This window comes from Enterobacter sp. ECC_219_Taxon_10 (assembly GCF_058354905.1).
The window spans coordinates 2,212,292-2,238,487 of the sequence record NZ_CM178005.1 but is presented as its reverse complement, the minus strand read 5'-3'; the positions used below and the strand labels follow the sequence as shown (position 1 = coordinate 2,238,487).

The 26,196-nt window shown below is 56.4% G+C and carries 24 protein-coding genes; 14 read left to right on the top strand and 10 right to left on the bottom strand.

Annotation, left to right across the window (positions count from 1 at the left end; genetic code table 11):
- The first annotated feature begins 4 nt into the window (after positions 1-4).
- A complete protein-coding gene (locus AC4ICF_RS10740; protein ID WP_233002452.1) occupies positions 5-922 on the top strand; it encodes a LysR family transcriptional regulator in 918 nt (305 codons plus the stop codon).
- Between the two features lie 88 nt (positions 923-1,010).
- On the opposite strand, the gene AC4ICF_RS10735 is transcribed toward AC4ICF_RS10740, so the two are convergent.
- Complete coding sequence (locus AC4ICF_RS10735) at positions 1,011-1,565, bottom strand: nucleotidyltransferase family protein (RefSeq protein WP_316379304.1); 555 nt, start codon at positions 1,563-1,565, stop codon at positions 1,011-1,013.
- Between the two features lie 95 nt (positions 1,566-1,660).
- Positions 1,661-2,494 carry a MipA/OmpV family protein gene (locus tag AC4ICF_RS10730; protein WP_316379028.1) on the bottom strand — a complete coding sequence of 278 codons (834 nt, stop codon included), beginning with the start codon at positions 2,492-2,494 and terminating at the stop codon, positions 1,661-1,663.
- Between the two features lie 203 nt (positions 2,495-2,697).
- Between AC4ICF_RS10730 and AC4ICF_RS10725 the strand changes: the two genes are divergently transcribed.
- The 3 genes from AC4ICF_RS10725 (at position 2,698) to oqxR (ending at position 5,380) form a co-directional block, all read left to right on the top strand.
- Positions 2,698-3,375 carry a response regulator gene (locus tag AC4ICF_RS10725; protein ID WP_233002450.1) on the top strand — a complete coding sequence of 226 codons (678 nt, stop codon included), beginning with the start codon at positions 2,698-2,700 and terminating at the stop codon, positions 3,373-3,375.
- A complete protein-coding gene (locus AC4ICF_RS10720; protein WP_316379027.1) occupies positions 3,375-4,763 on the top strand; it encodes a sensor histidine kinase in 1,389 nt (462 codons plus the stop codon). Before AC4ICF_RS10725 ends, AC4ICF_RS10720 begins: the two co-directional genes overlap by 1 nt.
- Positions 4,764-4,900: 137 nt before the next feature.
- Positions 4,901-5,380 carry an efflux pump transcriptional repressor OqxR gene (oqxR, locus tag AC4ICF_RS10715; RefSeq protein ID WP_116340223.1) on the top strand — a complete coding sequence of 160 codons (480 nt, stop codon included), beginning with the start codon at positions 4,901-4,903 and terminating at the stop codon, positions 5,378-5,380.
- A gap of 60 nt (positions 5,381-5,440) precedes the next feature.
- Here the strand turns inward: oqxR and oqxB are convergent, their stop codons facing one another.
- Positions 5,441-8,593 (bottom strand): multidrug efflux RND transporter permease subunit OqxB, encoded by a 3,153-nt coding sequence (gene oqxB, locus AC4ICF_RS10710; RefSeq protein WP_439209793.1) that lies wholly within the window; start codon positions 8,591-8,593, stop codon positions 5,441-5,443.
- Between the two features lie 24 nt (positions 8,594-8,617).
- Positions 8,618-9,793, bottom strand: a complete 1,176-nt coding sequence (oqxA, locus tag AC4ICF_RS10705) for a multidrug efflux RND transporter periplasmic adaptor subunit OqxA (RefSeq protein WP_163329133.1) — start codon at positions 9,791-9,793, stop codon at positions 8,618-8,620.
- Positions 9,794-10,126: 333 nt separating this feature from the next.
- On the opposite strand from oqxA, the gene AC4ICF_RS10700 reads away from it, so the two are divergent.
- Both AC4ICF_RS10700 and AC4ICF_RS10695 read left to right on the top strand, forming a co-directional pair.
- Positions 10,127-10,480: a helix-turn-helix domain-containing protein gene (locus tag AC4ICF_RS10700; protein ID WP_316379025.1), complete on the top strand. Its 354-nt coding sequence runs from the start codon at positions 10,127-10,129 to the stop codon at positions 10,478-10,480.
- Between the two features lie 69 nt (positions 10,481-10,549).
- Positions 10,550-10,867 (top strand): YebG family protein, encoded by a 318-nt coding sequence (locus AC4ICF_RS10695; protein ID WP_116340232.1) that lies wholly within the window; start codon positions 10,550-10,552, stop codon positions 10,865-10,867.
- Positions 10,868-10,948: 81 nt separating this feature from the next.
- Here AC4ICF_RS10695 and catA read toward each other — a convergent pair whose 3' ends face one another.
- Positions 10,949-11,626: a type A chloramphenicol O-acetyltransferase gene (catA, locus tag AC4ICF_RS10690; RefSeq protein WP_116340234.1), complete on the bottom strand. Its 678-nt coding sequence runs from the start codon at positions 11,624-11,626 to the stop codon at positions 10,949-10,951.
- 251 nt (positions 11,627-11,877) lie between these two features.
- Here catA and AC4ICF_RS10685 point away from each other — a divergent pair, with 251 nt between their 5' ends.
- The 7 genes from AC4ICF_RS10685 (at position 11,878) to clcB (ending at position 18,515) form a co-directional block, all read left to right on the top strand.
- Positions 11,878-12,501: a glutathione S-transferase family protein gene (locus AC4ICF_RS10685; RefSeq protein WP_116340236.1), complete on the top strand. Its 624-nt coding sequence runs from the start codon at positions 11,878-11,880 to the stop codon at positions 12,499-12,501.
- 155 nt (positions 12,502-12,656) lie between these two features.
- A complete protein-coding gene (locus AC4ICF_RS10680; protein ID WP_316379024.1) occupies positions 12,657-13,400 on the top strand; it encodes a YoaK family protein in 744 nt (247 codons plus the stop codon).
- A gap of 269 nt (positions 13,401-13,669) precedes the next feature.
- On the top strand, positions 13,670-14,380 hold the full coding sequence (gene osmY, locus AC4ICF_RS10675; RefSeq protein WP_116340238.1) for an osmoprotectant ABC transporter permease OsmY: 711 nt from the start codon (positions 13,670-13,672) through the stop codon (positions 14,378-14,380).
- An 18-nt stretch (positions 14,381-14,398) separates the two neighbouring features.
- On the top strand, positions 14,399-15,298 hold the full coding sequence (osmX, locus tag AC4ICF_RS10670) for an osmoprotectant ABC transporter substrate-binding protein OsmX (RefSeq protein WP_116340240.1): 900 nt from the start codon (positions 14,399-14,401) through the stop codon (positions 15,296-15,298).
- A gap of 8 nt (positions 15,299-15,306) precedes the next feature.
- The gene (osmW, locus tag AC4ICF_RS10665; RefSeq protein WP_316379023.1) at positions 15,307-15,954 is read left to right on the top strand and encodes an osmoprotectant ABC transporter permease OsmW; all 648 of its coding nucleotides are present in this window, start codon (positions 15,307-15,309) and stop codon (positions 15,952-15,954) included.
- A complete protein-coding gene (osmV, locus tag AC4ICF_RS10660; protein ID WP_316379021.1) occupies positions 15,954-17,102 on the top strand; it encodes an osmoprotectant ABC transporter ATP-binding protein OsmV in 1,149 nt (382 codons plus the stop codon). The genes osmW and osmV overlap by 1 nt, the downstream gene beginning before the upstream one ends.
- A gap of 102 nt (positions 17,103-17,204) precedes the next feature.
- Positions 17,205-18,515: a voltage-gated ClC-type chloride channel ClcB gene (clcB, locus tag AC4ICF_RS10655; protein ID WP_316379020.1), complete on the top strand. Its 1,311-nt coding sequence runs from the start codon at positions 17,205-17,207 to the stop codon at positions 18,513-18,515.
- Here the strand turns inward: clcB and bioD are convergent.
- The 3 genes from bioD to AC4ICF_RS10640 all read right to left on the bottom strand — a co-directional run bounded on the left by bioD (position 18,450) and on the right by AC4ICF_RS10640 (position 21,522).
- Positions 18,450-19,145, bottom strand: coding sequence for a dethiobiotin synthase (bioD, locus tag AC4ICF_RS10650; RefSeq protein ID WP_116340249.1), 696 nt, complete (start codon positions 19,143-19,145; stop codon positions 18,450-18,452). The genes clcB and bioD overlap by 66 nt on opposite strands.
- A 130-nt stretch (positions 19,146-19,275) precedes the next feature.
- Positions 19,276-20,496, bottom strand: coding sequence for a sugar metabolism global transcriptional regulator Mlc (gene mlc, locus AC4ICF_RS10645; RefSeq protein WP_045401244.1), 1,221 nt, complete (start codon positions 20,494-20,496; stop codon positions 19,276-19,278).
- Between the two features lie 129 nt (positions 20,497-20,625).
- Positions 20,626-21,522, bottom strand: a complete 897-nt coding sequence (locus AC4ICF_RS10640) for a LysR family transcriptional regulator (protein ID WP_116340251.1) — start codon at positions 21,520-21,522, stop codon at positions 20,626-20,628.
- A 121-nt stretch (positions 21,523-21,643) separates the two neighbouring features.
- Between AC4ICF_RS10640 and AC4ICF_RS10635 the strand changes: the two genes are divergently transcribed.
- Positions 21,644-22,897 carry an MFS transporter gene (locus AC4ICF_RS10635; protein ID WP_316379019.1) on the top strand — a complete coding sequence of 418 codons (1,254 nt, stop codon included), beginning with the start codon at positions 21,644-21,646 and terminating at the stop codon, positions 22,895-22,897.
- Between the two features lie 74 nt (positions 22,898-22,971).
- Here AC4ICF_RS10635 and AC4ICF_RS10630 read toward each other — a convergent pair whose 3' ends face one another.
- Both AC4ICF_RS10630 and AC4ICF_RS10625 read right to left on the bottom strand, forming a co-directional pair.
- A complete protein-coding gene (locus AC4ICF_RS10630; protein WP_316379018.1) occupies positions 22,972-24,363 on the bottom strand; it encodes an APC family permease in 1,392 nt (463 codons plus the stop codon).
- Between the two features lie 356 nt (positions 24,364-24,719).
- The gene (locus AC4ICF_RS10625; protein WP_302218665.1) at positions 24,720-26,138 is read right to left on the bottom strand and encodes a glutamine synthetase family protein; all 1,419 of its coding nucleotides are present in this window, start codon (positions 26,136-26,138) and stop codon (positions 24,720-24,722) included.
- Positions 26,139-26,196: the final 58 nt, after the last annotated feature.

Here is a 26,196-nt window from a genome sequence, read left to right as displayed (position 1 = left end):
ATCAATGCGGTCGCCTCTGGATTTTAATACCCTGAAAGTGTTCATTGCTGTCGTTGAAAAAGAGAGTTTTGTTGGGGCTTCCAGGGCGCTGGAAATGCCGACATCAAATGTGAGTCGTTGTATTTCTCAGTTAGAAGACAAACTCAATCTTCAGCTTATAGAGCGCAGTACCCGCCATATGAAACTCACCCAGGCGGGCCACCTGCTCTATAACCGAGCGAAGCCAATACTGGAGGCACTTGAGCAAACTGAAACAGAATTAACGTTGCGGCAAATGCAGCTTAAGGGCCCGTTACGTATCTGTATTCCTAATGAAATAGGCCCGGTCTTGCTGGGATCTATAGTTGCCGATTTCGCCTGTCAGCACCCGGATCTGGAAATTAGCTGCGTCACAAATTTGTCTGGCTTTGAATCCGTTCGTGACGATCTGGATTTAGCGATCATTGTCACCCGTGGCCAGATGGATGACAGTGACTACATCGCTCGCCATCTGGTGACTATCCCTTGTACCATCGTTGCTGCACCTTCTGTCATTCAACGTTATGGCACCCCTTCTCATATACAGCATTTTGAAGAATTACCCTGTATTACAACCGTAAGCGCACTTAAAGGTGCTCCCTGGCAGTTTGTTAATAAAAAGGGGGGATTCGAGACGATAAAGGTTAAAGGCCATTACCGGGTAAACAGCGGAGAGATGGCAGGACGAGCGGCTGTAGCAGGTGTCGGTTTTGCCATTCTATCGAAACAAGCCTGCCAACCCTACATCAACGATGGACGGCTAATCGAGCTTAACTTTGAACAATCCCCTGCTCCACTGCAATTGTTCGCACTTTATTCAGATCGGCGCTACTTGCCTGCTAAAACACGAGCGCTCATAGATTTCATGCATCAGAAATTGAGTAATATATCTTGCGTAACATAAGGCTCCCGATCGTGTGCAACAGGTCATCTTAAGGTTCACAGGCATAAGCACCCAGCAGACAGATTAGACTTTAAGTTATTAATTATGCTCAATTAATAAGCCGCAGCTGAGGATAACGTTCTAACCACCGCTTCTCTTCAACGCGCCGCCTGAAGACGTCATATTTTTCCCGCTCAAACGCAGGCGTTGGTCTTAAACTCAGCTCAAACAGGTCATTAAGACCATAGGGTGCAATGACCTCAATAACATCGTTAGCGCCCAGCCTGACGCCTACAGCCGTCGCAGTTTCGGGCCAGTACAACAGCGCATTTTCTGTTGAGTGATAGGGATTATCACCATTACGCAGATGCATCCTGGCTTGATTCTTTACGGACCAGTCAAAAGCGGGCATCCGTTGCTTAAGTTTTTCTTCCAGATGACGTTCATCGTCTGGCGTACACCATTCGGGATCGAACCAGACCACATCCACATCGCCAGAAAAGGACTTTTTCCAATAGGCATGCAAGTGATCCCATACGGCATCCCTGACAAAACCCGCGCCAATCCAGCAATCAGGAAGTTGCAAATCACGAACCGCGTAAAGCGCCTGCATTCGTGAAGGATCAAGTGACAATATTCTCTGCAATGAATTTAGATAATCCATCATTATTCCCGTCATCAAAAGCACCGCCCCGTCATCTTAACCGGAGCGGCTCAAATTCGTCTCTATTGCGCGCTCAAACTCATAAGCAACCGCCATCAAAAACTGTACGTCACCTTCAAACTCCCCGTGGGGGACGTTTTACGTTGTACGATCGGGCTGTCACCCGCATCCCCCGTCAGTTGCGTAACCCCCGCAGCGGCAAGCACGCTCCAGCGCGAGGTGAGCTTGTGGGTCCAGTCAAGATTCATAGACCAGGCATAAATCCCGGCCCCGGCGTCATGTCGGGCAAACCCCGATGCGCTCGACTGAGCGTCACTGACGCCATAGTACGTCTGCATATACTTGCCGGATCCCCAACTGCCGGTCAGCGCCAGCGTCACCTCATTTTTTGATGAGGTATAGAGCGGGCTGGAAATACCGAAATGCACCGCCTCTCCGTTGTCTCTCTCAGAAACCGGCACCTCAGCCTGCAGCTGCAGGTTAAGCCAGTCGGTCACCTTGTACCCCAGCCCGGGCACAACGATTGCCGAGCCTTTTATCTCGCCCATTCCACGCAGCTCGTCGCTGCCGGAGGCGATCGAATCGCTGCTGACGTCTTTATCTTTACGGCCTGCGCGATAGCTCAGGGCAGCGCTGTAATCGAAATTACCGATGTTATTGCCGTAACCGATACCCCGCGTGGTGCTGATAAAGAAGCCATTCGCCATCGAGTAATCCACCACCTGAGCCGCGCTGACGCGGCTTTTATCCGAACCCGAGTAGCGTGGCGCGACGTCCGCGCCGCCCCCCAGAGTTAAGACATTGCCTTTCTGCTCTGCCGCCATTACCGGGGTGGCCAGTAACGCCAGAACAACGCCCGGCACTATGCTTTTTAGTCTGAAGCCCGAAAGTGAATGGAGGAACGTATGACGCAGTTCGATGTTTCTCATTAAAGAAGCCCTTATGGATTCAAATGGTTGCGATGCAAGCGGTTAAACGCCAGGACGCCCATTTTGAATACCGACCCTAAGGTTCTTATGAGCCGAAAATGAAGAAACGCTGAAGCACGAGCCGGTGCTGTAAACCGGACGGATTTCCTGCTACCGTTTTTTTCTTAAGTTGTTCTTCATCCACGGTTGTTACAGTTATCAATGTGAAAATTTTACTAATCGAAGACGACCTGGATCTCGGCAATGGCGTGCGTATCGCCCTTTCAGATCAAGGATTTGATGTCATATGGGTTCGCCGTAAAGAGGATGCGCTGCATCAGCTTGACGTCTGTGCGCCGGAACTTGTTTTGCTCGACCTGGGGCTGCCCGACGGCGACGGCATGAGCCTGATGACGCGTTTGCGCCAGCAGCTGAAGGGGATCCCCGTCATCATCCTGACGGCGCGAGGTACGCTGCAGGATCGCCTGTGCGGGCTGGATGCCGGTGCAGACGACTATCTTGTCAAACCCTTCGTTCTCGCCGAACTGCTGGCGCGAGTCAGGGCTCTTGCCCGACGCAGCTACGGTTTTGAAAATGAGGCAATAGAGATCCGGGGCTTATCGCTTCATGTACCGACCCGTCGCGTGACGGTGAGCGCGCGTCACGTTGAATTGACGGCCAGTGAATATGCGCTTCTTGAAACGTTGATGCTGCGCGCTGACCGGGTGGTTACCCGACGTTTTCTGGAAGAAAGGATATTCGGCAACAAAGAAAATCTCAGTAATGCGCTCGACGTCCATATGGGGAATTTGCGGCGGAAAATTGGTGAAGGCTATGTGCGAACGGTGCGGGGCGTCGGGTACGTCATTGATACCGTTGCTGTTCAGAAAGTGACGGGTTAATGCGAAACGTCTGGTACCTCCTGAAGCGTCCCACGCTGGTACGGCGAATTATCATCGCCCAGATGGCGCTGCTCACCCTGCTGTGGTGTATTTTTTTGACCTTCATATTGTTGGAGGACCTGCGTAGCCCTCCGATACTCACGGGCAGTAAGACCTACGAAACCATTTTTACTCTGGTTGATCATATTGGCGAGCGCCCGCAGGACCGTAACGAGGTGCTGGAAGCGTTCAGTAAGGCGTTGCGGGAAGGCTATGGCGGCGGCGAAGATCCCGCATTATCAATCAACCTCATCGTTCGTAAGAATAACGCAATCATTTTTTCATCGGATGGCGCTCCGACGGGGGTAATGAACACCAGGCAGGGGGAAATGCAGCGTGTTCAGAGTGACGGTCGTACCTGGACCAGCCGTACCCTTAAGTCCCCTCGTTCCGACGTGGAAGTTACGCTTTTCACCCCGGCCGGCAGCTGGAACTTCTTTATCTATCTGAACTCACGCGGCTACTACATTATGCCGCTGCTGGTCTGTATTCCTTTTCTTCTGTTTCCCGCGTGGCTGTCGATCCGCATTGCGATGCGTCCCTGGAGCAAGGTGGTGAATGAAATTTCATTACGCAGGCCAGACGATCTCTCTCCCTTAAAAGCCGGCCCCAGGCACAGGGAGCTTCGCAAAATGGTGGACGCGATAAACGATTTTCTTGCCAGAGTGCGGGAAAGCGCTGAACGGGAACGGGTTTTCATTGCGGATGCTGCACACGAGCTGCGTACGCCCCTGGCAGCGATGCGCATCAACGTGGAGGCGCTGCAGTCCTGGGCGAGCAGCGAGAGCCAGCGGCAGCTGCTTGCAGGGATTGTGCGCAGCAACAGCCGGGCGGCTCGGCTCGTCAACCAGCTGCTGCTGATGATGCACAGTGAAGCGCGTATTGACACCGCGATGGAGCCCGTGCCGCTGACGTCACTCATACAAGAGCGAATGGCTGCGCTGGAGCCGCTGGCGTCCGGGCGCAGGATTGAGCTGGAATTCTTCGCTGAGGATGAAATCTGGATCGCTGGCGTCCGGGAACGTCTGATGTCGCTGATAGACAATCTTATTGAAAATGCCGTGAAGTACAGTCCTGAGGGCGGACGGATTCAGGTAGAGGTACGCTCAGCAGATAAATCAGCCCAAATACGCGTCTCCGATGAGGGGCCGGGCATTCCGGTTGAATTGCGCGAGCGCGTCTTCGACCGGTTTTTCCGCGATCCCAATCAGGTGCAGAGCGGAAGCGGACTGGGGCTTGCCATCGTCAAAGCGGTTGCACTGCAACATAACAGCAGTGTAAACCTGAGTACCTCAGCGGAAGGTGGCCTCCTGGTGACGGTTGACTTCCCGGACCGCACGTTTAGCTAAACCGGAACAGGGTGTTCGATCGCAAATGCCGCAGATTGCTTCAAAAAAATTACCGTATTTGTTATATTGTTGTTTATTGCTTATTCACCTCTGCGGTGCCAAAAAGAACAAGATTCACCGCTACCCAGGAAAGAGAAATGTTAGATTACCGCTTCCCGACAGCTTTGCAGATGGTTCTCAGCGTAGCGATGGCGGAGCAACTAGGTGAACGTTCGACAAGTGCAATTCTGGCCTACGGCCTGGAAGCCAATCCGAGCTTTATCCGCAAATTGATGGTTCCACTCACGCGCGACGGCATTATCGTCTCAACGCTTGGCCGCAACGGCTCTATTCATCTTGGTCGTCCACCGGAAGAGATCACCCTGCGCGATATCTACCTTTCGGTCACCGAAGATAAAAAACTCTGGGCGTCGCGCCCTGACGTGCCGGCCCGCTGCGTGGTCAGCGCGAACGCCTGCTGGTACTTTAAATCGATTTCCGAAGAAGCGGAGCAGGCATCGCTCGCGGTATTAGCGCGCCACACCGTGGCAAGCGCGCTGGACGAGGTTAAAAAAGCCGATACCAGCGGGTGCGATCCTTTACCTGAACTTATTGCCCAGTACAAAAAAGCCCATTAATTTTCGCGAAAAAAAACCGCCTTTACGATAAAGGCGGTTTTTTTGTTATCTGCGATATCCCTACGCGGGCAGAACCTCTCTTTCCACTTTGCCGCGCGTCACAAACTTACGCAGCGTCACGTAGAATACCGGTGTCAGGAACAGGCCAAACAGCGTTACGCCGAGCATCCCGGAGAAGACCGTGATCCCGGTGACGCCACGCACTTCTGCGCCCGCGCCGTGGCCGAGGATCAGCGGAATGGTCCCGGCGATAAAGGCGATGGAGGTCATCACAATCGGACGCAAACGCAGGCGGCACGCTTCAAGCGCAGCTTCCATGATGCCTTTGCCCTGAATTTCCAGCTCGCGGGCAAACTCCACGATAAGAATCGCGTTTTTACACGCCAGCCCCATCAGCACCACCAGCCCCACCTGCACGAAGACGTTGTTATCGCCACCGGTCAGCCAGACGCCAAACAGTGCGGAGAGCATCGTCATCGGCACGATGAGGATCACCGCCAGCGGCAGCGTCCAGCTTTCATACAGCGCCGCCAGCACCAGGAACGCCAGCAGCACCGCGACCGGGAAGACGATCAGTGCCGTATTACCCTGGGTGGCCTGCTGGAAGCTCAGGTCCGTCCATTCTATGTTCATCCCGTTCGGCAGGATTTGCTTAGACATCGCGTCCAGCTGCGTCATCGCCTGAGCGGACGAGAGCACGCGCGGGTCGGCATCGCCGATCAGATCTGCCGCCGGGTAGCCATTGTAGCGGATCACCGGGTCCGGCCCGTAGGTGGTCGTGATTTTTACCATGCTGCCAATTGGCACCATTTCGCCCTGGCTATTCCGGGTGCGTAAATTCGCAATATCCTCCACGCTGTCGCGGAACTGCCCGTCGGCCTGCGCCATCACGCGCCAGGTACGCCCGAACTGGTTGAAGTCGTTCACGTACGACGAGCCCAGATAGGTTTGCAGCGTACCGAACAGATCGGTCAGCGACACGCCCTGCGCTTTTGCCTTATCGCGGTCAACCTGCACGTCCAGCTGCGGAACGTTAGCCTGGTAAGTGGAGATTGGGAAATGCATTCCCGGCGTCTGCATAATCGCACCGGACATGGTGTTCACCGCGTTTTGCAGCGCGCCATAGCCCAGGCCCGCGCGATCCTGAATGTACAGCGAGTAGCCTGACCCCTGACCCAGGCCCAGAATCGGCGGCGGCAGGATGGAGAAACCAAAGCCCTGCTGGATTTGCGCGATTTTGGCGTTGATCTCCGCGTTAATTTCCGCCGCTGAGTGCTTGCGCTGGTCGAACGGCTTCAGGCCAAAGAAGACCGTCCCGGTATTCGGCGTGTTGGTGAACTGCAGCGCGTTCAGCCCTGGAAACGCGACCGCGTAATCCACGCCTTCGGTGTTCATGCCAATTTCGCTCATTTTGCGGATCACCGCGTCGGTGCGGGCCAGCGACGAGCCTTCCGGCATCTTCACGCCGCCAATCAGGTACAGCTTGTCCTGGGTCGGAATAAACCCGCCGGGCACCGCTTTAAACATGACGCCCGCGGCACACAGCAGCAGAAGATAAACCACAAACACCGCGCCGCGTCGGCCAAGCGTTTTGCCCACCAGCCCCTGATAGCCGTTCGAGCTACGATGGAAAAAGCGGTTAAACGGACGGAAAATCCAGCCGAACAGGCGATCAATAAGCCGGGTCGGGAAGTCTTTTGGCGCGCCGTGCGGTTTTAACAGCAGCGCGGCCAGCGCCGGAGAGAGCGTCAGCGAGTTGATGGCGGAGATCACCGTGGAAATCGCGATCGTCACCGCAAACTGCTTGTAGAACTGACCGGTAACGCCGGAGAGGAACGCCATCGGCACGAACACCGCGCACAGCACCAGCGCAATCGCGATAATCGGCCCGGAGACCTCACGCATCGCCTGATGCGCTGCCGCAAGCGGCTCAAGCCCCTCTTCGATATTTCGCTCGACGTTTTCCACCACCACGATGGCGTCGTCCACCACGATGCCGATGGCCAGCACCAGCCCGAACAGGCTGAGGGTGTTAAGCGAAAAGCCCAGCAGATAGAGAATGCTGAACGTCCCCACCACCGACACCGGCACCGCGATCAACGGAATGATCGACGCGCGCCAGGTTTGCAGGAACAGGATCACCACCAGTACAACCAGTACCACCGCTTCCAGCAGGGTTTGCACCACCGCACGGATGGAGTCGCGCACGAAAACCGTCGGATCGTAAGGTGCCGCCCATTTCATATCTTCCGGGAAACGGGTGGACAGTTCCTCCATTTTCGCGCGCACCGCGTTAGACAAATCGATGGCGTTTGCTCCCGGTGACTGGAAGATACCAATCCCGACCGCGTCTTTATTGTTAAGCTGGGAACGCAGCGCATAGCTGCCGGAACCCATCTCGATACGCGCCACATCGCGCAGGCGGACGACCGAACCGTCCTCCGACGTTTTCAGGACAATGTTGCCAAACTCTTCTTCGGTATGCAGACGGCCCTGAGCGTTAATGGAGATCAGGAAATCGCTCTCTTTCGGCAGCGGCTCGGCGCCAAGCTGCCCGGCGGACACCTGCACGTTCTGCTCCTGCATTGCCGTGACCACATCCGAGGCGGTCAGCCCGCGGGCCGCAACCTTGTTCGGGTCCAGCCAGATGCGCATGGCGTATTCACCGGAGCCAAAAATCTGGATCTGCCCGACGCCGGGCAGACGCGCCAGCTCGTCCTTCACCTTCAGCGTGGCGTAGTTGCGCATGTACAGTGAATCGTACTTACCGTTGGGCGAGAACAGATGCACCACCAGCGTAAGCGTTGGCGACTGCTTCTGCGTCGTGATGCCCAGGCGCCGCACGTCTTCCGGCAGACGCGCCTCGGCCTGCGCTACGCGGTTTTGCACCTGTACCTGCGCCTGATCCGGATCGGTACCTGGACGGAACGTGACGGTTGTGACCAGCACGCCGTCCGAGCCGGCGACGGATTTCATGTACATCATGTTCTCGACGCCGTTGATCGCCTCTTCCAGCGGCGTCGCCACGGTCTCGGCAATCACTTTCGGGTTGGCGCCCGGATACTCCGCGCGCACCTGCACGCTTGGCGGTACGACGTCAGGATACTCGCTCACCGGCAGCAGCGGGATGGCGATTAATCCTGTGATAAAAATCAGAATCGACAGTACGGCAGCGAAAATGGGCCTGTCGATGAAAAAGCGGGAAAAGTCCATGGGAAGGATTCTCAGGTCAAGTGATCAGTTGAGGGCGGCGCTGGCGGTCATGGCGACGGTTTTCGCGTTCACCGGCATACCCGGCATAAACACTTTTTGTAAACCGTCGACGATGACTTTATCGCCAGGTTTCAGCCCCTGCTGCACGATGCGTAAACCGTCGGCCAGACGCCCCGGCGTAATATCGCGACGCTGCGCTTTGCCCTCTTTATCCACGATATAGACATACTTGCGATCCTGGTCAGTCAGCACCGCTTTGTCGTCGATAAGCATCGCCTGGAATTCTGCGCTGCCCGGCAGGCGAACGCGGGCAAAAAGTCCCGGCGTGAACTGGCGCTGCGCGTTATCCAGCAACGCGCGCATGCGGATCGTACCGGTACTCGGCGTGAGCTGATTATCCAGGAAGTCCACTTTACCCTGATGGGGGTAGCCCTCCTCGCCGGCAAGGCCGATCTCAACCGGTAGCGCCGTATGATGGCTGGACGCCCCCTGCCCGCTGCGCGCCAGATTTTGATAGTGAAGATAGGTTGACTCATCCACGTCAAAGTAGACGTAAACCGTCTTTTGCGAGACAAGCGTGGTGAGTACACTGGCGCTGTCGCCCGCGGAGACCAGATTGCCGCTGGTGATTAACGCCCGGCTGGCGCGGCCATCAATAGGTGCCGTCACTTTGGTAAAGTCGAGATTCAGCTGCGCGGCGTCGACCGCAGCCTGGGCTGCGCGAATATCGGCCTGTGCCTGGATGGCGGCCGAACGGCGCTGCTCCCACTCTTCACGGGATACCAGGTTGGTATTGATTAATTTATCGGTACGGTTAGCCTCGCTTCGCGCCAGGCTGGCCTGCGTTTTGGCCCTTTCCAGCGTCGCCTGCGCCTGCTCCAGCGCGGCGCGATAGGTTCGGTCATCAATCGTGAATAGCACCTCGCCCTTTTTCACTTCCTGGCCGTCGGTGAAATTCACTTTGTCGATGTAGCCAGAGACGCGGGGGCGAAGCTGCACGCTTTCCACAGCTTCAATTCGGCCGTTAAAGCTATCCCACTGGCTAATGGATTTCACAACCACGTCAGCAGCATTGACGGCAGGCGCGGGCGGCGCGGCGTTTTGCGCGACGCTGTCATCACATCCGACAAGCAGCACGGAGAGCAGCATCGCTCCCAGCGCATTCAGATGATAGTTTCCCCAGGTTTTTTGCAGGCTCATTATTTTTATTCCGGTAATTGTAGCCGCCGGGCAAGACGCAGCGGGAGGCGCCGCGCCACTTCCTTTGTCCGGGCTGGCTTAAGGCCATTTGTGTCGTTCATCGCCACAAAACTGTAACAGTTTCGAATACACTATCGCGGCGATTGTAGGAATGCGCCTAACTAAGTGCAAGAATAATTGTTGCACTTTATGTGCTATTTGCGTCGACGATAAAAGGCCCGTTTCGGGCAAGGATTTAAATGCAACAATAAAACTTGCAATTACCGTAAAACCAGGCCACCTTAAAGTGCAACAGACAAAGATACTTTTCTATCGCTGCGTGGGGGAAACCTGATGAAGACTGGCGCATTTATGCATGATTTACTCGACTGGATCGATAACAACCTCGACAGTCGCCTGGACATTGAGACCGTCTCCAGACGCTCCGGCTATTCGAAATGGCACCTCCAGCGCCTGTTCAAAGAGCACACGGGCTACCCCCTCGCCGGATATATTCGCGCGCAAAAGCTGCAAAAATCGGTTGAACGCTTAGCCCACAGCGATGAGCCTATTCTGAACGTGGCAATCGCGCTCGGTTTTGACTCTCAGCAGTCCTTCAACCGCAGCTTTAAGCGTCAATACGGCCAGGCTCCGGGCGCATGGCGACGCAGTATCGGCAGCCGTGAAACCCAGCCGATGCACCAGTAGTTCACTTTTTACTGCAACATCATCCCGGATCTGTTATACTGTATATAAATACAGTATGAGAGGTGCGTGATGGCTGTTGAAATAAAATATGTTGTCGTAAGAAAAGGTGAAGAGAAAATGACATTTGCCAGTAAGAAAGAGGCTGACGCTCACGACAAGCTGCTCGATATGGCAGACGCGTTCACCGACTGGCTGTTGCAAAGCGGAATGCAGATGGATGAAAACCAGGCTGAAGATCTTGGTCTGTATCTCGCCGAGCAGAAAGAGACCGTGCAGCATATTCTGCGCACCAGCAAGCTCCCTGCTCCCGATGCCCCAACGGCTGACGATAAAGCCGAGCCAGCTGAAGCTGACAGTAAAAAAATCAGAGCGGTAAAAGCTGCCTGATCGCCTCATCGTCACCGAGCCTTACGCCGTATGCAGCATGCTGCTTGCGGCTTTTTTTTATTAACGTCAGCGCCTGGCGCATCACGCGCCGGATTGCGCCGAGTGGCGCGGCAAGGCATCGATCATCGCCTGTAGCTCATTGTACAGTCTTGCCACATGGAAACCATCGCACACGGAATGATGAACCTGAACGGCGAGGGGCAATAATACTTTGCCATCTTGTTCGTAGTATTTTCCAAGCGTAAACATAGGGGCAAAAAAGTTCTTCATGTGTGCAACGTTGACGTTAAAGCTGGTAAAACTTACCCAGGGAATACCTGATATGAAAAAGATATTCTCCCGGGATTCTTCTTTAGGCCAATAAGCAAGATTATTACCGTAGCGTGCAATGTCTTCAGTATAGGTGTTCTGGAAGTGCTGAATATTGCCATCGTAATGGCTCCATAATGATGAAAAGGTCTCTGTTTCATTATGGAAAATGGTATAGTTTGGATGGACTTCGTTCCATATAATAAGCTCATTGTCCTTCATAGCCATACGGAACTCCGGATGACTGTTGACGATTTTCGAAATGAGAAAAATAATAGTCGGGTAAAATTTCCAGCCCACCGCTTTGATATGTTTTAACAGCGCAGTAATATCAATTAAAACCGTCTGATTAAATGTCGATTGAGCAAAGCCCTGAAATATCTCAAAATGTTCTTTCCTTGCCCAACGAGATAAGTCAACGGACGTATATTCAGGGGTTATTTTTTCCATTTCTAAGCCTTTAATGAGCAAGCATATCTCTGATGTTAGCCTAAATTTTTTCCCTGCATTAAGCAAGCAGGCGCCTCTGGAGAAAACGGCGCGGAATAACCCACATTACGCACCCTGAAGACGTAACGTTTCCGCTTAAAACGCGCAGACCTGCCCGTACAGAGCACTCCTCACTCAATATTACCCCTCCCTCTTCGCGCAAAGGGTGTATTGTTTTTAAGTGATTAATCCCCCTGAAGAGAAGCGGCGTCATGATTAACATCCTCGGTAAAACCACCTCCATCAACGTTCGTAAAGTGCTCTGGACCTGTGAAGAAGCGGGCATCCCTTATCTGCAGGAAGACTACGGCAGCGGTTTTGCCTCAACAGAAACGGATGACTTCCGCGCGCTGAACCCCAACGCCATGGTGCCGGTGCTGATGGATGACGATTTCGTGCTGTGGGAGTCCAACGCCATCTGCCGCTATCTGGTGCGCAAGGCCGGACGTCACGATCTGCTGCCTGCAGAGCCGCAGGCCTGCGCCAACGTTGAGCGCTGGATGGACTGGCAGGCAACTGAATTCAATAACGCCTGGCGCTATGTCTTCCCGGCGCTGGGACGAAAAAACCCGGACTTTAACGACCCTGCGCGCATTGCGGCGGGAATAAAAGAGTGGAACCACTGCATCACCATTCTGGAAAACCAGCTGCAGCGCACCGGGGCCTTTGCGGCGGGAGAGACGTTTACCCTTGCGGACGTGGTGCTTGGGCTGTCGGTGAATCGCTGGAAGATGACGCCGTTTGACAAGCCCGACGTGCCGGCGATTGAGGCCTGGTTTGAACGTCTTAACCAGCGCCCGGCGTTTTTGCGTCACGGCAATAACGGCATGATATAAAGTATTTACGCCCCCACCTTGAGCAAGGATATTTTATTTAATTACTAAACCCTGATTGGCGTCAGAGGGAATAATAATTAAGCCATATCCTGGACAGCCCGTTGCACCGCTTTGCTAGCCTGACTATTCAGGCAAAGCTCAACCCGGAGGTATTCTTGCTGATTAGACTCAAGAAAGAACGAACGCATAAGGAGGATCGCCGGCTTGCTCTCTGGCTGGCGACCTCGGCAGGTTTACTGAACGCCATCGCCCTTGGGGCGTTTGGCTTCTTCCCCTCTCACATGACCGGCAACACCTCACAGTTATCCAGCGAAGTCTCCTCCACCGATCTGAGCGATATCATTTTCTTTGGCTCGATCATTCTCTCCTTTGTTGCAGGCGCAATCCTTGCGCGTCTCATTGTGTTATGGGGGATTATCCATAATATCCGGCTGGTTTTTTGCCAAATCCTTTTCGTCGAGGGGATATTATTGACCGGCGTATCTCTCTACGAAATGTATTTCCACGCCCTCACGAGCAACCGCGAGATTATTATTTTCCTGTGCGGCCTGATGGGCATTCATAATTCGACCTCGACGCAGCTCTCCGGAGGGCGGGTAAGATCGACGCACATTACCGGCACCCTGACGGATGCGGGAATATCACTGGCCTCCGTGCTGGTGGCGATGCTTCGCAGGGATTACTCGAAGGATACCGCAGCGCAAAAAAGTCAGCTCAAGACCCACTTAACCACCCTTTTCTCGTTTATTACGGGCGGTATCGCGGGGCTGCTGCTGTTCAGGTGGATTGGGTTTAACGCCATGCTGGCGCTGGGGCTGATGCTCGCGATTGTAGCCATTTTTTCTATCATTAGCATCTCGGTTCGCGTTCGCCGGGTTCGTGCCCCCCTCTGTAAATAACGATGACATCGGCGTAAGGGCCCTGTATTTTGTGACACTGTCACTTGTGCAAATTCGCTTTAGGACTATTCTGCCTGACACGCAACCAGCCCTTACGCCGTAAGGCTTTAATTAAGGTTGTCACTAATTTCATAGGGTTACTGATTTTCCCCCTTCGCTGGAACCCTTCCCAAACGCTTGCTATAGCTCAATTACCCCTGCCGAAACATGGCATAACAACAGGCAACCGGTGGTTGCTATAACGCATGCGCACAGGGAGACACACCGCAATGCACCCATTACTCAAACGTTCACTGCTGTTTGTCGGCGCCATTATCGTGGTCCTCGCCCTCCTCGTCTGGGGTATTGGGCTTGAGACAATCAAGGCGCGACAGGTTGACCTGATTTACCTCGGGCAACAGCACATGATTCTGGTTTTCTCCTCGATGTTTTTTGCCCTGCTGGTGGGCATTCCGGCCGGGATTCTGCTGAGCCGACCGGCCGCGCGAGGCGTCGCCGAATATGTGATGCAAATCTTCAACGTCGGCAACACCCTGCCCCCGCTGGCGGTGCTGGCGCTGGCGATGGTGGTGATTGGCATCGGCGATACGCCTGCCATCATCGCCCTGTTCCTCGCCTCGCTGCTGCCGATAGTGCGCAATACCTACGCCGGGCTGTGCTCGGTCCCTGCGTCGCTGCTGGAAGCGGCAAACGGGATTGGGATGACCAAATGGCAGCGCCTGCGCCAGGTTGAACTGCCCAACGCATGGCCGGTCATGCTCTCGGGGATCCGCATCGCCACGGCCATTAACGTCGGTACCGCTCCGCTGGCCTTCCTGATTGGCGCCAGCAGCTACGGCGAGCTGATTTTCCCGGGCATTTACCTGAACGATTTCCCGACCCTGATCCTCGGCGCGGCGGCCACCGCTCTGTTCGCCCTGATCCTCGACACCCTGCTGGCCGCGCTGGGTCGCGTGATGAGCCCCCATCTCGCTCGATAACAATAACAAGGAGCTTCTATGAGACTGTTTTCCAGCCTGACGGCGCTGTGTGCCGCGGCGCTGTTCACCGGCCAGGCGATGGCAGCCCCGCTGATTCTGGCGACCAAGAGCTTTACCGAGCAGCACATTCTCTCGGCGATGACCGTGCAGTACCTGCAAAAAAAAGGCTTCCAGGTTCAGCCAAAAACCAATATCGCCACGGTGATCTCCCGCAACGCGATGATCAACAAGCAGATTGATATGACGTGGGAGTACACCGGTACGTCGCTGATCATCTTCAACCACATCAATAAGCGCATGTCGCCTCAGGAATCTTACGAGACGGTGAAGCGCCTCGACGCGAAGCACGGTCTGGTCTGGCTCAACCCCGCCGACATGAACAACACCTATGCCTTCGCCATGCAGCGCAAGCGCGCCGAGGCGGAACATATCAACACCATGTCGGAGATGGTGGCGAAGATTGAGCAGATCCGTAAAACCAACCCGGACAAAAATTGGCTGCTGGGCTTAGACCTGGAGTTTGCCGGGCGCAGCGACGGCATGAAGCCCCTACAGGAGGCCTATAAGCTGGATCTGGACCGCCCGCAAATCCGCCAGATGGACCCCGGTCTGGTCTATAACGCGGTGCGCGACGGCTTCGTTGACGCCGGCCTGGTATACACCACCGACGGGCGCGTGAAAGGATTCGACCTGAAGGTGCTTGAGGATGATAAAGGCTTCTTCCCGAGCTACGCGGTCACCCCGGTGGTGCGTAAGGACACGCTGGAGGCCAATCCCGGTCTGGAAGAGGCGCTCAATACCCTCTCTGCCCAGCTCAACAACGACGTTATTACCGAGCTGAACAAAAAGGTGGATATCGACCATCAGTCACCGCAGCAGGTCGCCCGCGATTTCCTGCGTAGCAAACAGCTGCTGTAGGAGGCGCTATGGATACCGTTCACTACATTCTGGACAACTGGGACTATCTGTTAACCCTGACGCTGCAGCATCTGTGGCTGGTGGCGCTGGCCGTGGGCTTAGCGATTCTCATCGGCGTCCCGCTGGGCATTCTGATTGTCCGCCACAGGTGGCTGGCGACGCCGGTGCTGGGGATAGCCACCATCGTGCTGACCATTCCGTCTATCGCGCTGTTTGGCCTGATGATCCCGCTGTTTTCGCTGATCGGTCAGGGGATTGGCGCCCTGCCCGCCATTACGGCGGTGTTTCTTTACTCGCTGCTGCCGATTGTGCGTAACACCCACACGGCGCTCGACAGCCTGCCGCCGGGCCTGCGCGAAGCCGGACGCGGCATTGGCATGACGTTCTGGCAGCGTCTGCGCTGGGTGGAAATTCCGATGGCGCTGCCGGTGATTTTCGGCGGGATTCGCACCGCCGTGGTGATGAACATCGGCGTGATGGCAATCGCCGCCGTGATTGGCGCGGGTGGGCTGGGCCTTCTGCTGCTTAACGGCATCGGCGGAAGCGATATTCGCATGCTGATTGCAGGCGCGTTGATGATTTGTCTTTTAGCGATTGTACTCGACTGGCTGCTGCACCGTCTGCAGGTGGTTCTGACTCCGAAGGGGATTCGATAATGATAAAACTGGAAAACCTCACCAAACAATTTTCACAGAAGCGAGGCCAGACCTTTAAGGCCGTCGATAACGTCAACCTGAACGTGCCTGAAGGGGAAATGTGCGTCCTGCTCGGCCCGTCCGGCTGCGGGAAAACCACCACCCTGAAGATGATTAACCGCCTCATCACCCCAAGCAGCGGGAACATCCTGATTAACGGCGAGGACACCAGCGGGATGGACACCGTGACCCTGCGCCGCAACATCGGCTACGTGATCCAGCAGATTGGCCTGTTCCCGAACATGACCATTGAAGAGAACATCACCGTCGTGCCGCGCATGCTGGGCTGGGATAAAGCGCGCTGCAAAACCCGCGCCGAAGAGCTGATGGACATGGTGGCGATGGATCCGCACAAGTTCCTTCACCGCTATCCGCGCGAGATGTCCGGCGGCCAGCAGCAGCGTATCGGCGTCATCCGTGCCCTGGCGGCGGATCCTCCGGTACTGCTGATGGATGAACCGTTCGGCGCGGTGGACCCGATCAACCGCGAGGTGATCCAGAACCAGTTTCTGGAAATGCAGCGCAAGCTGAAAAAAACCGTCATGCTGGTGAGCCACGATATCGACGAAGCTCTGAAGCTCGGCGACCGTATTGCGGTGTTCCGTCAGGGGAAAATCGTGCAGTGCGCCAGCCCGGATGAACTGCTGGCGAAACCGGCGAATGAGTTTGTCGGCTCGTTTGTCGGTCAGGACCGCACGCTGAAGCGCCTGCTGCTGGTCTCCGCGGGAGACGTCACCGACCAGCAGCCGACCATTACGGTGCGGGGCTCTACTCCGCTTCCCGAAGCTTTTGCGACCATGGATGATAATGATATTCGTGCCGTTACGGTGGTCGACGAGCACGGCAAACCGCTGGGCTTTGTGAAGCGTCGCGAAGCGCGTAACGCCAGCGGCACCTGTGCCGACATCCTGCATCCGTTCCGCATGACCGGCAAGGCCGAGGACAACCTGCGCGTGGTGCTTTCCCGTCTGTATGAGAGTAATACCAGCTGGATGCCGATCGTGGATGAGGACGGGCGCTATAACGGCGAGATTTCGCAGGACTATATTGCCGAGTACCTGAGCTCCGGGCGTACGCGTCGGGCGCTGAATATTCATAGCGACAGCTAACCTTTCTGGCCGGGCATCGCCCGGCTTTTTCGCACGCAGACCTTTTGCTAACCCCGCGTTTTCCCGCCACAATATCGTATCGTTCCCGTTAAAACGCGACCCATGCAACGTCTTCATACCTACCACGACATCCGCGCGATGTTTCGCCGACTGCTGATTGCCACCGTAACTGGCGTGCTGGCCGCGCTGGCCGTTGCGGCGTTCCGCCACAGCATGTACCTGCTGGAGTGGCTGCTTCTGAGCAACGACAGCGGCAGCCTGGTGAATGCCGCCGCGTCGCTCTCACCCTGGCGACGCGCGCTAACGCCTGCGCTTGGAGGGCTGGCTGCCGGACTGCTGCTCTGGGGATGGCAGCGCCTGACCGCCCAGCGTCCCCACGCCCCGACCGATTATATGGAAGCGCTGGAGACCGGCGACGGTCAGTTTGACTACGGCGCCAGCCTCGTTAAATCCCTTGCTTCGCTGCTGGTCGTTGCCAGCGGAAGCGCCATCGGCCGGGAAGGTGCGATGATCCTGCTTGCCGCCCTCGCCGCCTCCTTTTTCGCCCGTCGTTTTACGCCCAAATCGGAATGGAAGCTCTGGATCGCCTGTGGCGCCGCCGCCGGGATGGCCAGCGCCTACCATGCACCGTTAGCCGGAAGCCTGTTCATCGCTGAGATTCTGTTTGGCACGCTGATGCTGGCCTCGCTCGGTCCGGTGGTGATTGCGGCGGTGGTGGCGCTTCTCACCACGCAGCTTCTGGCTCCGGGCGCCGGTACGCTCTACGCGGTCCATCTGAGCGGCATTCTCACCGCGGCCGATTATGCTCTGCTGGTCGCCATGGGCCTGCTGGCGGGTCTCTGCGGGCCGCTGCTGATGTGGCTGATGGCCTTCAGCCACGGGCTTTTCCTGCGCCTCAGGCTTTCGCCACCGTGGCAGCTGGCGCTCGGCGGCTTGATCGTCGGGCTGCTGTCTCTACTGACGCCGAAGGTGTGGGGGAATGGCTACAGCGTGGTTCAGGCTTTTCTGCTCGCGCCGCCGCTGCTGTCGGTGATTGCCGGGGTGTTCATCTGTAAGCTGCTGGCGGTACTGGCGAGCAGCGGTTCGGGCGCGCCGGGCGGGGTGTTTACGCCCACGTTGTTTGTCGGCATGGCAACGGGGATGCTGTTCGCGCAGCTGTTCGCACTATGGCTGCCGGGCTCTGAGACGGCGATTCTGCTGGGGCTGGCAGGAATGGCAACGCTACTTGCCGCGACCACGCATGCGCCCATTATGTCGGCGCTGATGGTCAGTGAAATGACCGGGCAATATTTTTTACTGCCCGGTTTATTGGTCGCCTGCGTGATGGCGTCCGTGCTGTCGCGGACGTTACGCCACGACTCGATCTACGGTCAACACGCCACCGAGGGCAGAGAGATCGATGTACTGCGCTAGCTCGCGCTGCTCGGCGCGTGGCAGATAAGGCAGCTCGCCCACCAGCGGGCCAGGCAGCTTGGTGCTCAGCACGTCGATGATTTCAGCGTAGTGCGCGAGGCCCGGATTAATGCGGTTTGCCACCCAGCCAATCAGCGGCAGGCCGTCATTGGCAATCGCCTGCGCCGTCAGCAGCGCATGGTTGATGCACCCTTCCTGAATACCCACTACCATCACCACCGGCAGTTGCTCCTGCACGACCCATTCGGAGAGCGGGCGCAGGTCATTCATCAGGCTGCGCCAGCCGCCCGTCCCTTCCACCACCACGTGATCAACCTGCTCGCTCAGGTTCGCCAGCCCGTCGGACAACAGGGAGTAGTTAATCAGGCCGCTGTGCGCCACGCTGCTCTCCTCTTCGCTTAACGCAATGGGATTGACCGCGTGATAAGGCAGTTCCAGCGACGAGACGCTTTGCAGCACCAGGGCGTCTTTATTACGTAATCCCTCTGGCGTCTCTTTACTCCCTTTTGCGACCGGTTTGAACCCTGCAACGCGTCTACCGCTTGCTGCCAGCGCCTGCAGCAATGCGCGGGATACGACGGTCTTGCCGACAGAGGTATCTGTACCAGTAACAAAGAAACGCTTAAGCATGACTCACTCCACCTCTTGGGTATGCTTCGAAAATATAAACCAGGTAAATAATTCAGTGGGGGAAGTCTACGGGATGCGTGCGCTACCCGGCTTGAGATAGCGCAATTTTTCTTACATCAGCGGAAAAGAGTTAACCCTGTAACAGGCGGATAAGCAGCGAGCCGTTATACATGGCATCTTTGACCAGCGCCGCACCGGCCATCGTTCCCTGGTTGGAAAACTGAGTGCTTTCTACCGCAATATTTTTGCTGTAGGCGGGAAGCGACTGCTGCTGAATACAGGCCGTAATCGCCGGAAAAAGGATCTCCGCCGCCTGGCTGAGCGGTGAGCCAATCAGGATTTTTTGCGGGTTAAAGAGGTTCACCATGATAGCCAGAATGCGGCCAACGTTATTCCCCACTCCGGTAATGATGTCCTTCGCCAGCAGATCGCCCTGGCGCGCGGCGGCGCAGAGGGAGTCCACCGTTAAGGGCTGGCCGTGCAGCGAGGAGCTCATGGACTGACTGAGCCGGACCTGCGCCAGTTCCAGCACGCTTTCCACGCTGGCAATCGTCTCCAGACAACCGTGATTCCCGCAGTAGCAGCGCTTACCGTACGGGTCGACTTGGGTGTGGCCGATTTCCACCAGGCTGCTGCTGCCGGCGTGGAGAAGACGACCGTCGGTGATCACCCCCGCCCCGACGTTATGGTCGATGACCACCTGAATGACGTCCCGCGCACCGCGAGACGCGCCAAACAGCGCTTCCGCCATCGTCCAGGCGCTGATGTCGTGCTGAATATAGACCGGCACGCCGGTATGGTTTTTCAGCACCTCACCCAGCGGCATCTCTTTGACGTCGTCGTAAAACGGCATGCGGTGCACAATGCCGTTTTCGGTATCAATAATTCCCGGCATGGTGATGGCAATCGCCGTCAGGCGCTCAAGCCGCTGCTGATGGCGGATAAAGAAGCGATCGATGTGCGAGACAATCGCGTCAAGGAGCGGCTCCTCGGCATTGAGCGGTAGCTCAAGCCGGTCTTCCACCACCAGCTTGCTGCTGAGATCGCGCAGCGCAAGGAAGATCTCTCCGCGGCTAATGCGCAGTGAGAGGTAGTGCCAGGCTTCCGTCTCAACTACCAGCCCGACCGCCGGACGGCCACGGCTGCCCGGCTCCTGAATTTCCGTCTCCTGAACCAGGTGCGCTTCCAGCATTTCGCGGACAATCTTGGTGATACTGGCAGGTGCCAGCTGTGCCAGGCGCGACAGATCGATACGCGAAACCGGACCAAGCTGATCAATCAGGCGATACACCGCGCCAGCATTGGTCTGCTTAATCTGATCAATATGCCCTGGCTGACTATCAGCAACCACCTCGTACTCCCTTATTTTCGAGCTTCGAAATAAACTATTGGCTATGGTGAAGCACTTCCATGGGTGTCGTCAAATATTTACTTAGCCATGTGATTTACCGCACATTTTTACCCGTTTTCCCGGGAAAAATCAGGCTGCGGAGGCCTGGATTAACTGCTGTTTGAAGCGCTGCGCAGCATGACTCTGTTCGCGATGTTTTGACCACACCAGCCACATCTCCGAAACGGCATCCTCTTCGGCAATGGCAACCCAGCGCATTTCGCGCAGCTGTACCCGCTTAAAGGAGGCCGGGAGTATCGACACGCCCAGCCCGGCGGCGACCAGGCCAATAATGGTCATCGCCTCTCCCACTTCCTGGGTAATGACCGGCGCCAGATCGTAGCGGCGCATCAGCCCCAGAATATCGTCATACAGACCCGTTCCGACCTGCGGGTCAAAAAAAACAAACGGCTCTTTTGCCAGCTCTGCCAGCGAGACCGCCGGACGCGACGCCAGCGGGTGATCGAGCGGGATCATGGCCATCAGCGGTTCGCGCAGGATCACCTCCCACGCCAGCGTGTCCGGCAGTTGGGTATTACGCATCAGCCCCAGATCGAGCGCACCTTCATTCAGCGGCGCAATCTGCTCGCGGGTATTAATTTCGCGCGTCTGAATATGCACATCCGGAAAATGACGGCGGAATGACGAGAGCGTCTGCGAGACGGCGCTGATAAACGGCGCGGACGAGGTAAACCCGATTCGCAGCTCTCCGGCTTCCCCGAGATAAAGCCGTTCCGCCCGGGCGGCGGCGTCATCGACCATGCTCAGGATTTGTCGGCTGTCGATCAGAAACTGCTTCCCCGCCGCCGTCAGGCTCACGCTGCGGTTGGTGCGGGCCAGAAGGCGCGCCCCGACCTGCTGTTCCAGGATCTGAATCTGCTGGCTTAAGGGTGGCTGAGAGATATTCAGCCGCGCCGCCGCGCGACCAAAATGCAGCTCCTCAGCGACGGCGACAAAGTAGCGAAGATGACGCAGCTCGATATTCATATTTTTAAGGTATCATTTGAGATTATTAATATATTAGACAGAATATTTACATTTTCCTACCCTGAACAGGTGGTCATACCCGTCACCCGAAATCACGGGGATGTTTAAGCAAGGAAACTGTGTGAGTCGTACAACTACTATTGATATCGATCCGGCAAGAGATATCAATGATTTACCCGGAGCACCGCAGCCGGTCCAGTTCATTAAACGTGGTACCCCCCAGTTTATGCGCGTCACGCTGGCGCTCTTCTCCGCCGGTCTGGCAACATTTGCCCTGCTCTATTGCGTTCAGCCGATCCTGCCCGTTCTCTCTCATGAGTTTGGCGTATCGCCTGCCAGCAGCAGCGTTTCACTCTCTGTTTCTACCGGCATGCTGGCGATTGGCCTGCTTTTTACCGGGCCGCTGTCCGACGCCATTGGCCGTAAACCGGTGATGGTAACCGCCCTGATGCTGGCCTCGGTCTGCACGTTACTCTCGACCATGATGACCAGCTGGCACGGTATTCTGGTAATGCGCGCGCTGATTGGACTCTCGCTCAGCGGCGTAGCGGCGGTCGGGATGACCTACCTCAGCGAGGAGATCCACCCGAGCTTCGTTGCCTTCTCTATGGGGCTCTACATCAGCGGGAACTCGATTGGCGGGATGAGTGGACGCCTGCTGAGCGGGGTCTTCACGGATTTCTTTAGCTGGCGTATTGCGCTGGCGGTAATCGGGTGTTTTGCGCTGGCATCAGCCCTGATGTTCTGGAAAATTCTGCCGGAATCGCGCCATTTCCGCCCGACCTCTTTGCGCCCAAAAACGCTGTTTATCAACTTCCGCCTGCACTGGCGCGACAAAGGTTTGCCGCGACTGTTTCTGATGGGATTCCTGCTGATGGGCTCCTTCGTGACGCTGTTTAACTATATTGGCTATCGCCTGATGCTCTCGCCGTGGCATCTAAACCAGGCCGTTGTAGGTTTGCTTTCCGTGGCCTATCTCACCGGCACGTGGAGCTCGCCGAAAGCCGGGGCGATGACCGCGCGCTTCGGCCGCGGCCCGGTCATGCTGTTCTTCACGGTGGTGATGCTGGTCGGCCTGCTGCTGACGCTCTTCACCTCCCTGTGGCTGATTTTTGCCGGAATGCTGCTCTTCTCCGCAGGATTCTTCGCCGCACACTCGGTCGCCAGCAGCTGGATTGGCCCGCGCGCGCGTCGCGCCAAAGGGCAGGCATCGTCGCTGTATCTGTTTAGCTATTACCTGGGTTCCAGCATCGCCGGGACCCTCGGGGGCGTGTTCTGGCATCACTACGGCTGGAACGGCGTGGGCGGGTTTATCGCGCTGATGCTGTGCGCTGCGCTGCTGGTGGGAGCAAGTCTTCATAAACGTCTGAGATAGTAAGCCTGCGGGCTGATGCCCGGTAGATGAGCGATCCCGATAAACGGCACCAGCGTACTGGTGCCGTTTCACGTTCAGGAATCCCAGGCCTGCTCTATCTTACCGGCTTCAAACTGCGGAGGTGGTTTGCGGAAACGGCGCGTTAGCCATGCCAGGTAAAGGCCCCCCAGCGCCGCCCAGATGAGGCCAAGCGTCAGGGACGTCGCTTCGAGGTTTATCCACAGCACGCCGACCGTTACGGCACCAATGAGTGGCAGCAGGAAATAGTGGAACCGATCTTTCCACGTTTTGTTCAGCCCCTTACGCCGCCAGAAATGGTTGTACACCGAGAGATTAACAAACGTAAATGCCACCAGCGCGCCAAAGTTGATCAGCGCCGTCGCGGTCACGAGATCAAAGTAAAGGGCCGACAGTGCCACTATCCCTACCATAATGACGTTCAGAGCCGGAGTCCGCCATTTCGGATGCACATAGCCAAACACCCGCTCCGGAAAGACGTTGTCACGCCCCATCACATACAACAAGCGTGAGACGCTGGCGTGCGAGGCCAGGCCTGAAGCGAGCGTATTCACAAACGTGGTACACAGAAACACCGACTGGAAGAGCTTGCCGCCTACGTACAGCGCAATTTCCGGCAGCGCGGCGTCCGGGTTCTTGAAACGCGCGATCGTCGGGAAAAAGAGCTGCATGAAAAACGAGGCAACAATGAATATCAGCCCGCCATACAGTGCAGTCAGGAAAATGGCTTTGGGAATCACCCGCGCCGCGTTTGGCGTCTCTTCCGACAGCGTGGTGACCGCGTCAAAGCCGAGGAAAGAGAAGCAGACGATAGTCGCGCCGGTAATAATCGGGATCAGGTGGGCGTTCTCGCTGATAAACGGCTGCAGCGACCAGACGGTGCCGACGCCCTCACCCTTGTGCAGGCCATGCACCACGAGTATGACAAACACCACCATGATGGCGATCTGCACCAGCACAAACAGGGTGTTAAAGTTGGCGACCAAATTAACGCTCTTCAGGTTCGCCAGCGTCAGGATCGTCACAAACCCCACCACCCAGACCCACGGAGGGACTTCCGGGAACAACGCGGAAAGGTAGATCTTCGCCAGCAGCACGTTGATCATCGGCAGGAAGAGATAGTCCAGCAGCGATGACCAGCCGACCATAAAGCCCAGGTGGGGTCCGATCGATTTCTGCGTGTAGGTATACGCAGAGCCCGCTTCCGGGAACTGACGCACCAGTTTGCCGTAGCTGATGGCGGTAAACATGACGCCCGCCAGCGCCAGGAGATACGAGGCGGGCACGTGGCCATTGCTGATACCGGACACAATGCCGAAGGTATCAAACACGGTCATGGGGGTGAGGTAAGCCAGGCCCATCATGACCACCTGCCAGAGCTTGAGGGAACTGCGCAGCCGGGTTCTTCCGGCCATGCCCGGCGAATCAAGAGAGGTGTTAGTCGCCATAAACCGTCCCCCCCATGCTTACCGTGGTTTGCAATCGCGTTGTCCTTAACGCAAACCTGCTTAGCAAAGGGGGTAGTTGTAAAGAACATACGCGATCGTACCAGCGCAGCATCTCTCGCTCGCACTCACAGCAGGCGCCTGACTGGCCCCCTTCGCCCTGCGGATAGTTGAACATCTGCATCATTTCCTACCTCGTCACACAGTGTCGTTAAGAAAATCCCTGTGCCGCCTGCGCTCCATAACGCGACTCCCGGGAGATAGCTGGCATGCCAGCGAACAGTTAGGCCAGGCTCCGCGCAGGCCGTTTGGTGATACGTATGCGATGAAACAAAGCGGCCCCTTACCGGGGCTCGTCATCAGGCGTTTTTCAACATCCACTCAATTTCCGTTTCGGTAATCAGGCGTTCAAACTGCAGTAACTCATCATTTTTGCAGGCGTGATATACGTGGCAGAAACGTTCGCCCAGCCGCTCGCGAAGATGATCGTTTTGCATAAATTCCCACAGCGCATCGCTCTGACGGATCGGGAACGGCAGCCCGTCCTGCTCCAGACCATTGCCTTCCACTTCTTCCTGCAGTGGTAAATCGTTATCCAGCCCATGTAAAATGCCGGCAAAAATCGCCGCCATCACCAGATACGGATTTGCGTCTGCTCCCGCCACCCGGTACTCGACCCGATGGTTATGGCGATCGCCGCAGGGGATACGCAGGGCAACCGTGCGATTATTGTGTCCCCATGATGCCTGCGTCGGCACGTACATTCCCGGCTGGAAACGGCGGTAGGAGTTGACGTTAGGTGCCAGCAGCGCCATGGACGCCGGCATCAGATCGATCATCCCGGCCAGCGCGCGTTTCAGCAGCGCGGAATCCTCGCCGCTGGCGTCTGCGAGCACGTTTTCGCCTCTGTTGTTTTGTATGCTGATGTGAATATGCATCCCGCTGCCCGCATGCTCTTCATACGGCTTTGCCATAAACGTGGCGTGCATCTTATGTTTTTCCGCCATCTGCCTGACGAGACGCTTTAGCGCCAGCGCATCATCGCAGGCGTCGAGCACGTTTTCCGTATGGTGCAGGTTAATCTCAAACTGGCCCGGGGAGGCCTCAGCCACCGCCCCGTCGGCGGGGATCAGCTGCAGCTGCGCCAGCTCGTCAATGTCATTCAGCACGTCAGCAAAGTGGTTCAGGTTATCTACCGAGTAGACCTGGCTCTGCGTGTTACGCACGTCGGTGCCCGGCGCGCAGGGAGGCTGCAGATAGCCGTCGGCATCGCGTTGACGGTCAAGTAAATAGAACTCCAGCTCTACCGCTACCACGGGGAACAGACCGCGCTGGCGCAGCTGCTGCCAGAGTCGGTTGAGTACATTCCGCGGCTCAACGTCAAAGGGAGCGCCATCTTCATCAACCATGGTGAGCTGCACCTGACCAATGTATTCCGGGTCGGCGGCGGACGGTGTCAGGGTGCCCGGTACCGGTACGCAGATACAGTCCGGCTCGCCGAGCTCCTGCCCCAGCCCCGCCTCTTCCACGACGTTACCCAAAATGTCCATGGCGAAAACCGATGCCGGGAAATAGCAGCCTTTTTCAAGCTTGTTCAGTCCGGCAACCGGGATACGTTTGCCGCGAAAACAGCCGTTCAGGTCGGTCAGGAGGACATCAATAAACTGGGTGTCAGGATACTTTTCTAAATAGCGCTTCACTTCCTGCGTAAAGGCGCTGCCCCGCCTCTCGTCCGTGTGCTGCACAAAGTTCTCAACTTCTACGATATTGGTTTCCATGATTTACCACCGTTTTTGGGATTTGCGTTCGCTGCTCTGGACTGTCAAATATAATGTC

Bases quoted from the DNA above. Each gene is read 5' to 3' on its own strand.
- clcB (WP_316379020.1), top strand. From the start codon at position 17,205: ATGCAACGTCTTCATACCTACCACGACATCCGCGCGATGTTTCGCCGA.
- AC4ICF_RS10695 (WP_116340232.1), top strand. From the start codon at position 10,550: ATGGCTGTTGAAATAAAATATGTTGTCGTAAGAAAAGGTGAAGAGAAA.
- AC4ICF_RS10720 (WP_316379027.1), top strand. From the start codon at position 3,375: ATGCGAAACGTCTGGTACCTCCTGAAGCGTCCCACGCTGGTACGGCGA.
- catA (WP_116340234.1), bottom strand. From the start codon at position 11,626: ATGGAAAAAATAACCCCTGAATATACGTCCGTTGACTTATCTCGTTGG.
- oqxB (WP_439209793.1), bottom strand. From the start codon at position 8,593: ATGGACTTTTCCCGCTTTTTCATCGACAGGCCCATTTTCGCTGCCGTA.
- oqxR (WP_116340223.1), top strand. From the start codon at position 4,901: ATGTTAGATTACCGCTTCCCGACAGCTTTGCAGATGGTTCTCAGCGTA.
- AC4ICF_RS10730 (WP_316379028.1), bottom strand. From the start codon at position 2,494: ATGAGAAACATCGAACTGCGTCATACGTTCCTCCATTCACTTTCGGGC.
- osmW (WP_316379023.1), top strand. From the start codon at position 15,307: ATGGATACCGTTCACTACATTCTGGACAACTGGGACTATCTGTTAACC.
- AC4ICF_RS10735 (WP_316379304.1), bottom strand. From the start codon at position 1,565: ATGGATTATCTAAATTCATTGCAGAGAATATTGTCACTTGATCCTTCA.
- osmX (WP_116340240.1), top strand. From the start codon at position 14,399: ATGAGACTGTTTTCCAGCCTGACGGCGCTGTGTGCCGCGGCGCTGTTC.
- AC4ICF_RS10685 (WP_116340236.1), top strand. From the start codon at position 11,878: ATGATTAACATCCTCGGTAAAACCACCTCCATCAACGTTCGTAAAGTG.
- AC4ICF_RS10740 (WP_233002452.1), top strand. From the start codon at position 5: ATGCGGTCGCCTCTGGATTTTAATACCCTGAAAGTGTTCATTGCTGTC.
- osmY (WP_116340238.1), top strand. From the start codon at position 13,670: ATGCACCCATTACTCAAACGTTCACTGCTGTTTGTCGGCGCCATTATC.
- bioD (WP_116340249.1), bottom strand. From the start codon at position 19,145: ATGCTTAAGCGTTTCTTTGTTACTGGTACAGATACCTCTGTCGGCAAG.
- AC4ICF_RS10640 (WP_116340251.1), bottom strand. From the start codon at position 21,522: ATGAATATCGAGCTGCGTCATCTTCGCTACTTTGTCGCCGTCGCTGAG.
- AC4ICF_RS10625 (WP_302218665.1), bottom strand. From the start codon at position 26,138: ATGGAAACCAATATCGTAGAAGTTGAGAACTTTGTGCAGCACACGGAC.
- AC4ICF_RS10630 (WP_316379018.1), bottom strand. From the start codon at position 24,363: ATGGCGACTAACACCTCTCTTGATTCGCCGGGCATGGCCGGAAGAACC.
- osmV (WP_316379021.1), top strand. From the start codon at position 15,954: ATGATAAAACTGGAAAACCTCACCAAACAATTTTCACAGAAGCGAGGC.
- oqxA (WP_163329133.1), bottom strand. From the start codon at position 9,793: ATGAGCCTGCAAAAAACCTGGGGAAACTATCATCTGAATGCGCTGGGA.
- AC4ICF_RS10700 (WP_316379025.1), top strand. From the start codon at position 10,127: ATGAAGACTGGCGCATTTATGCATGATTTACTCGACTGGATCGATAAC.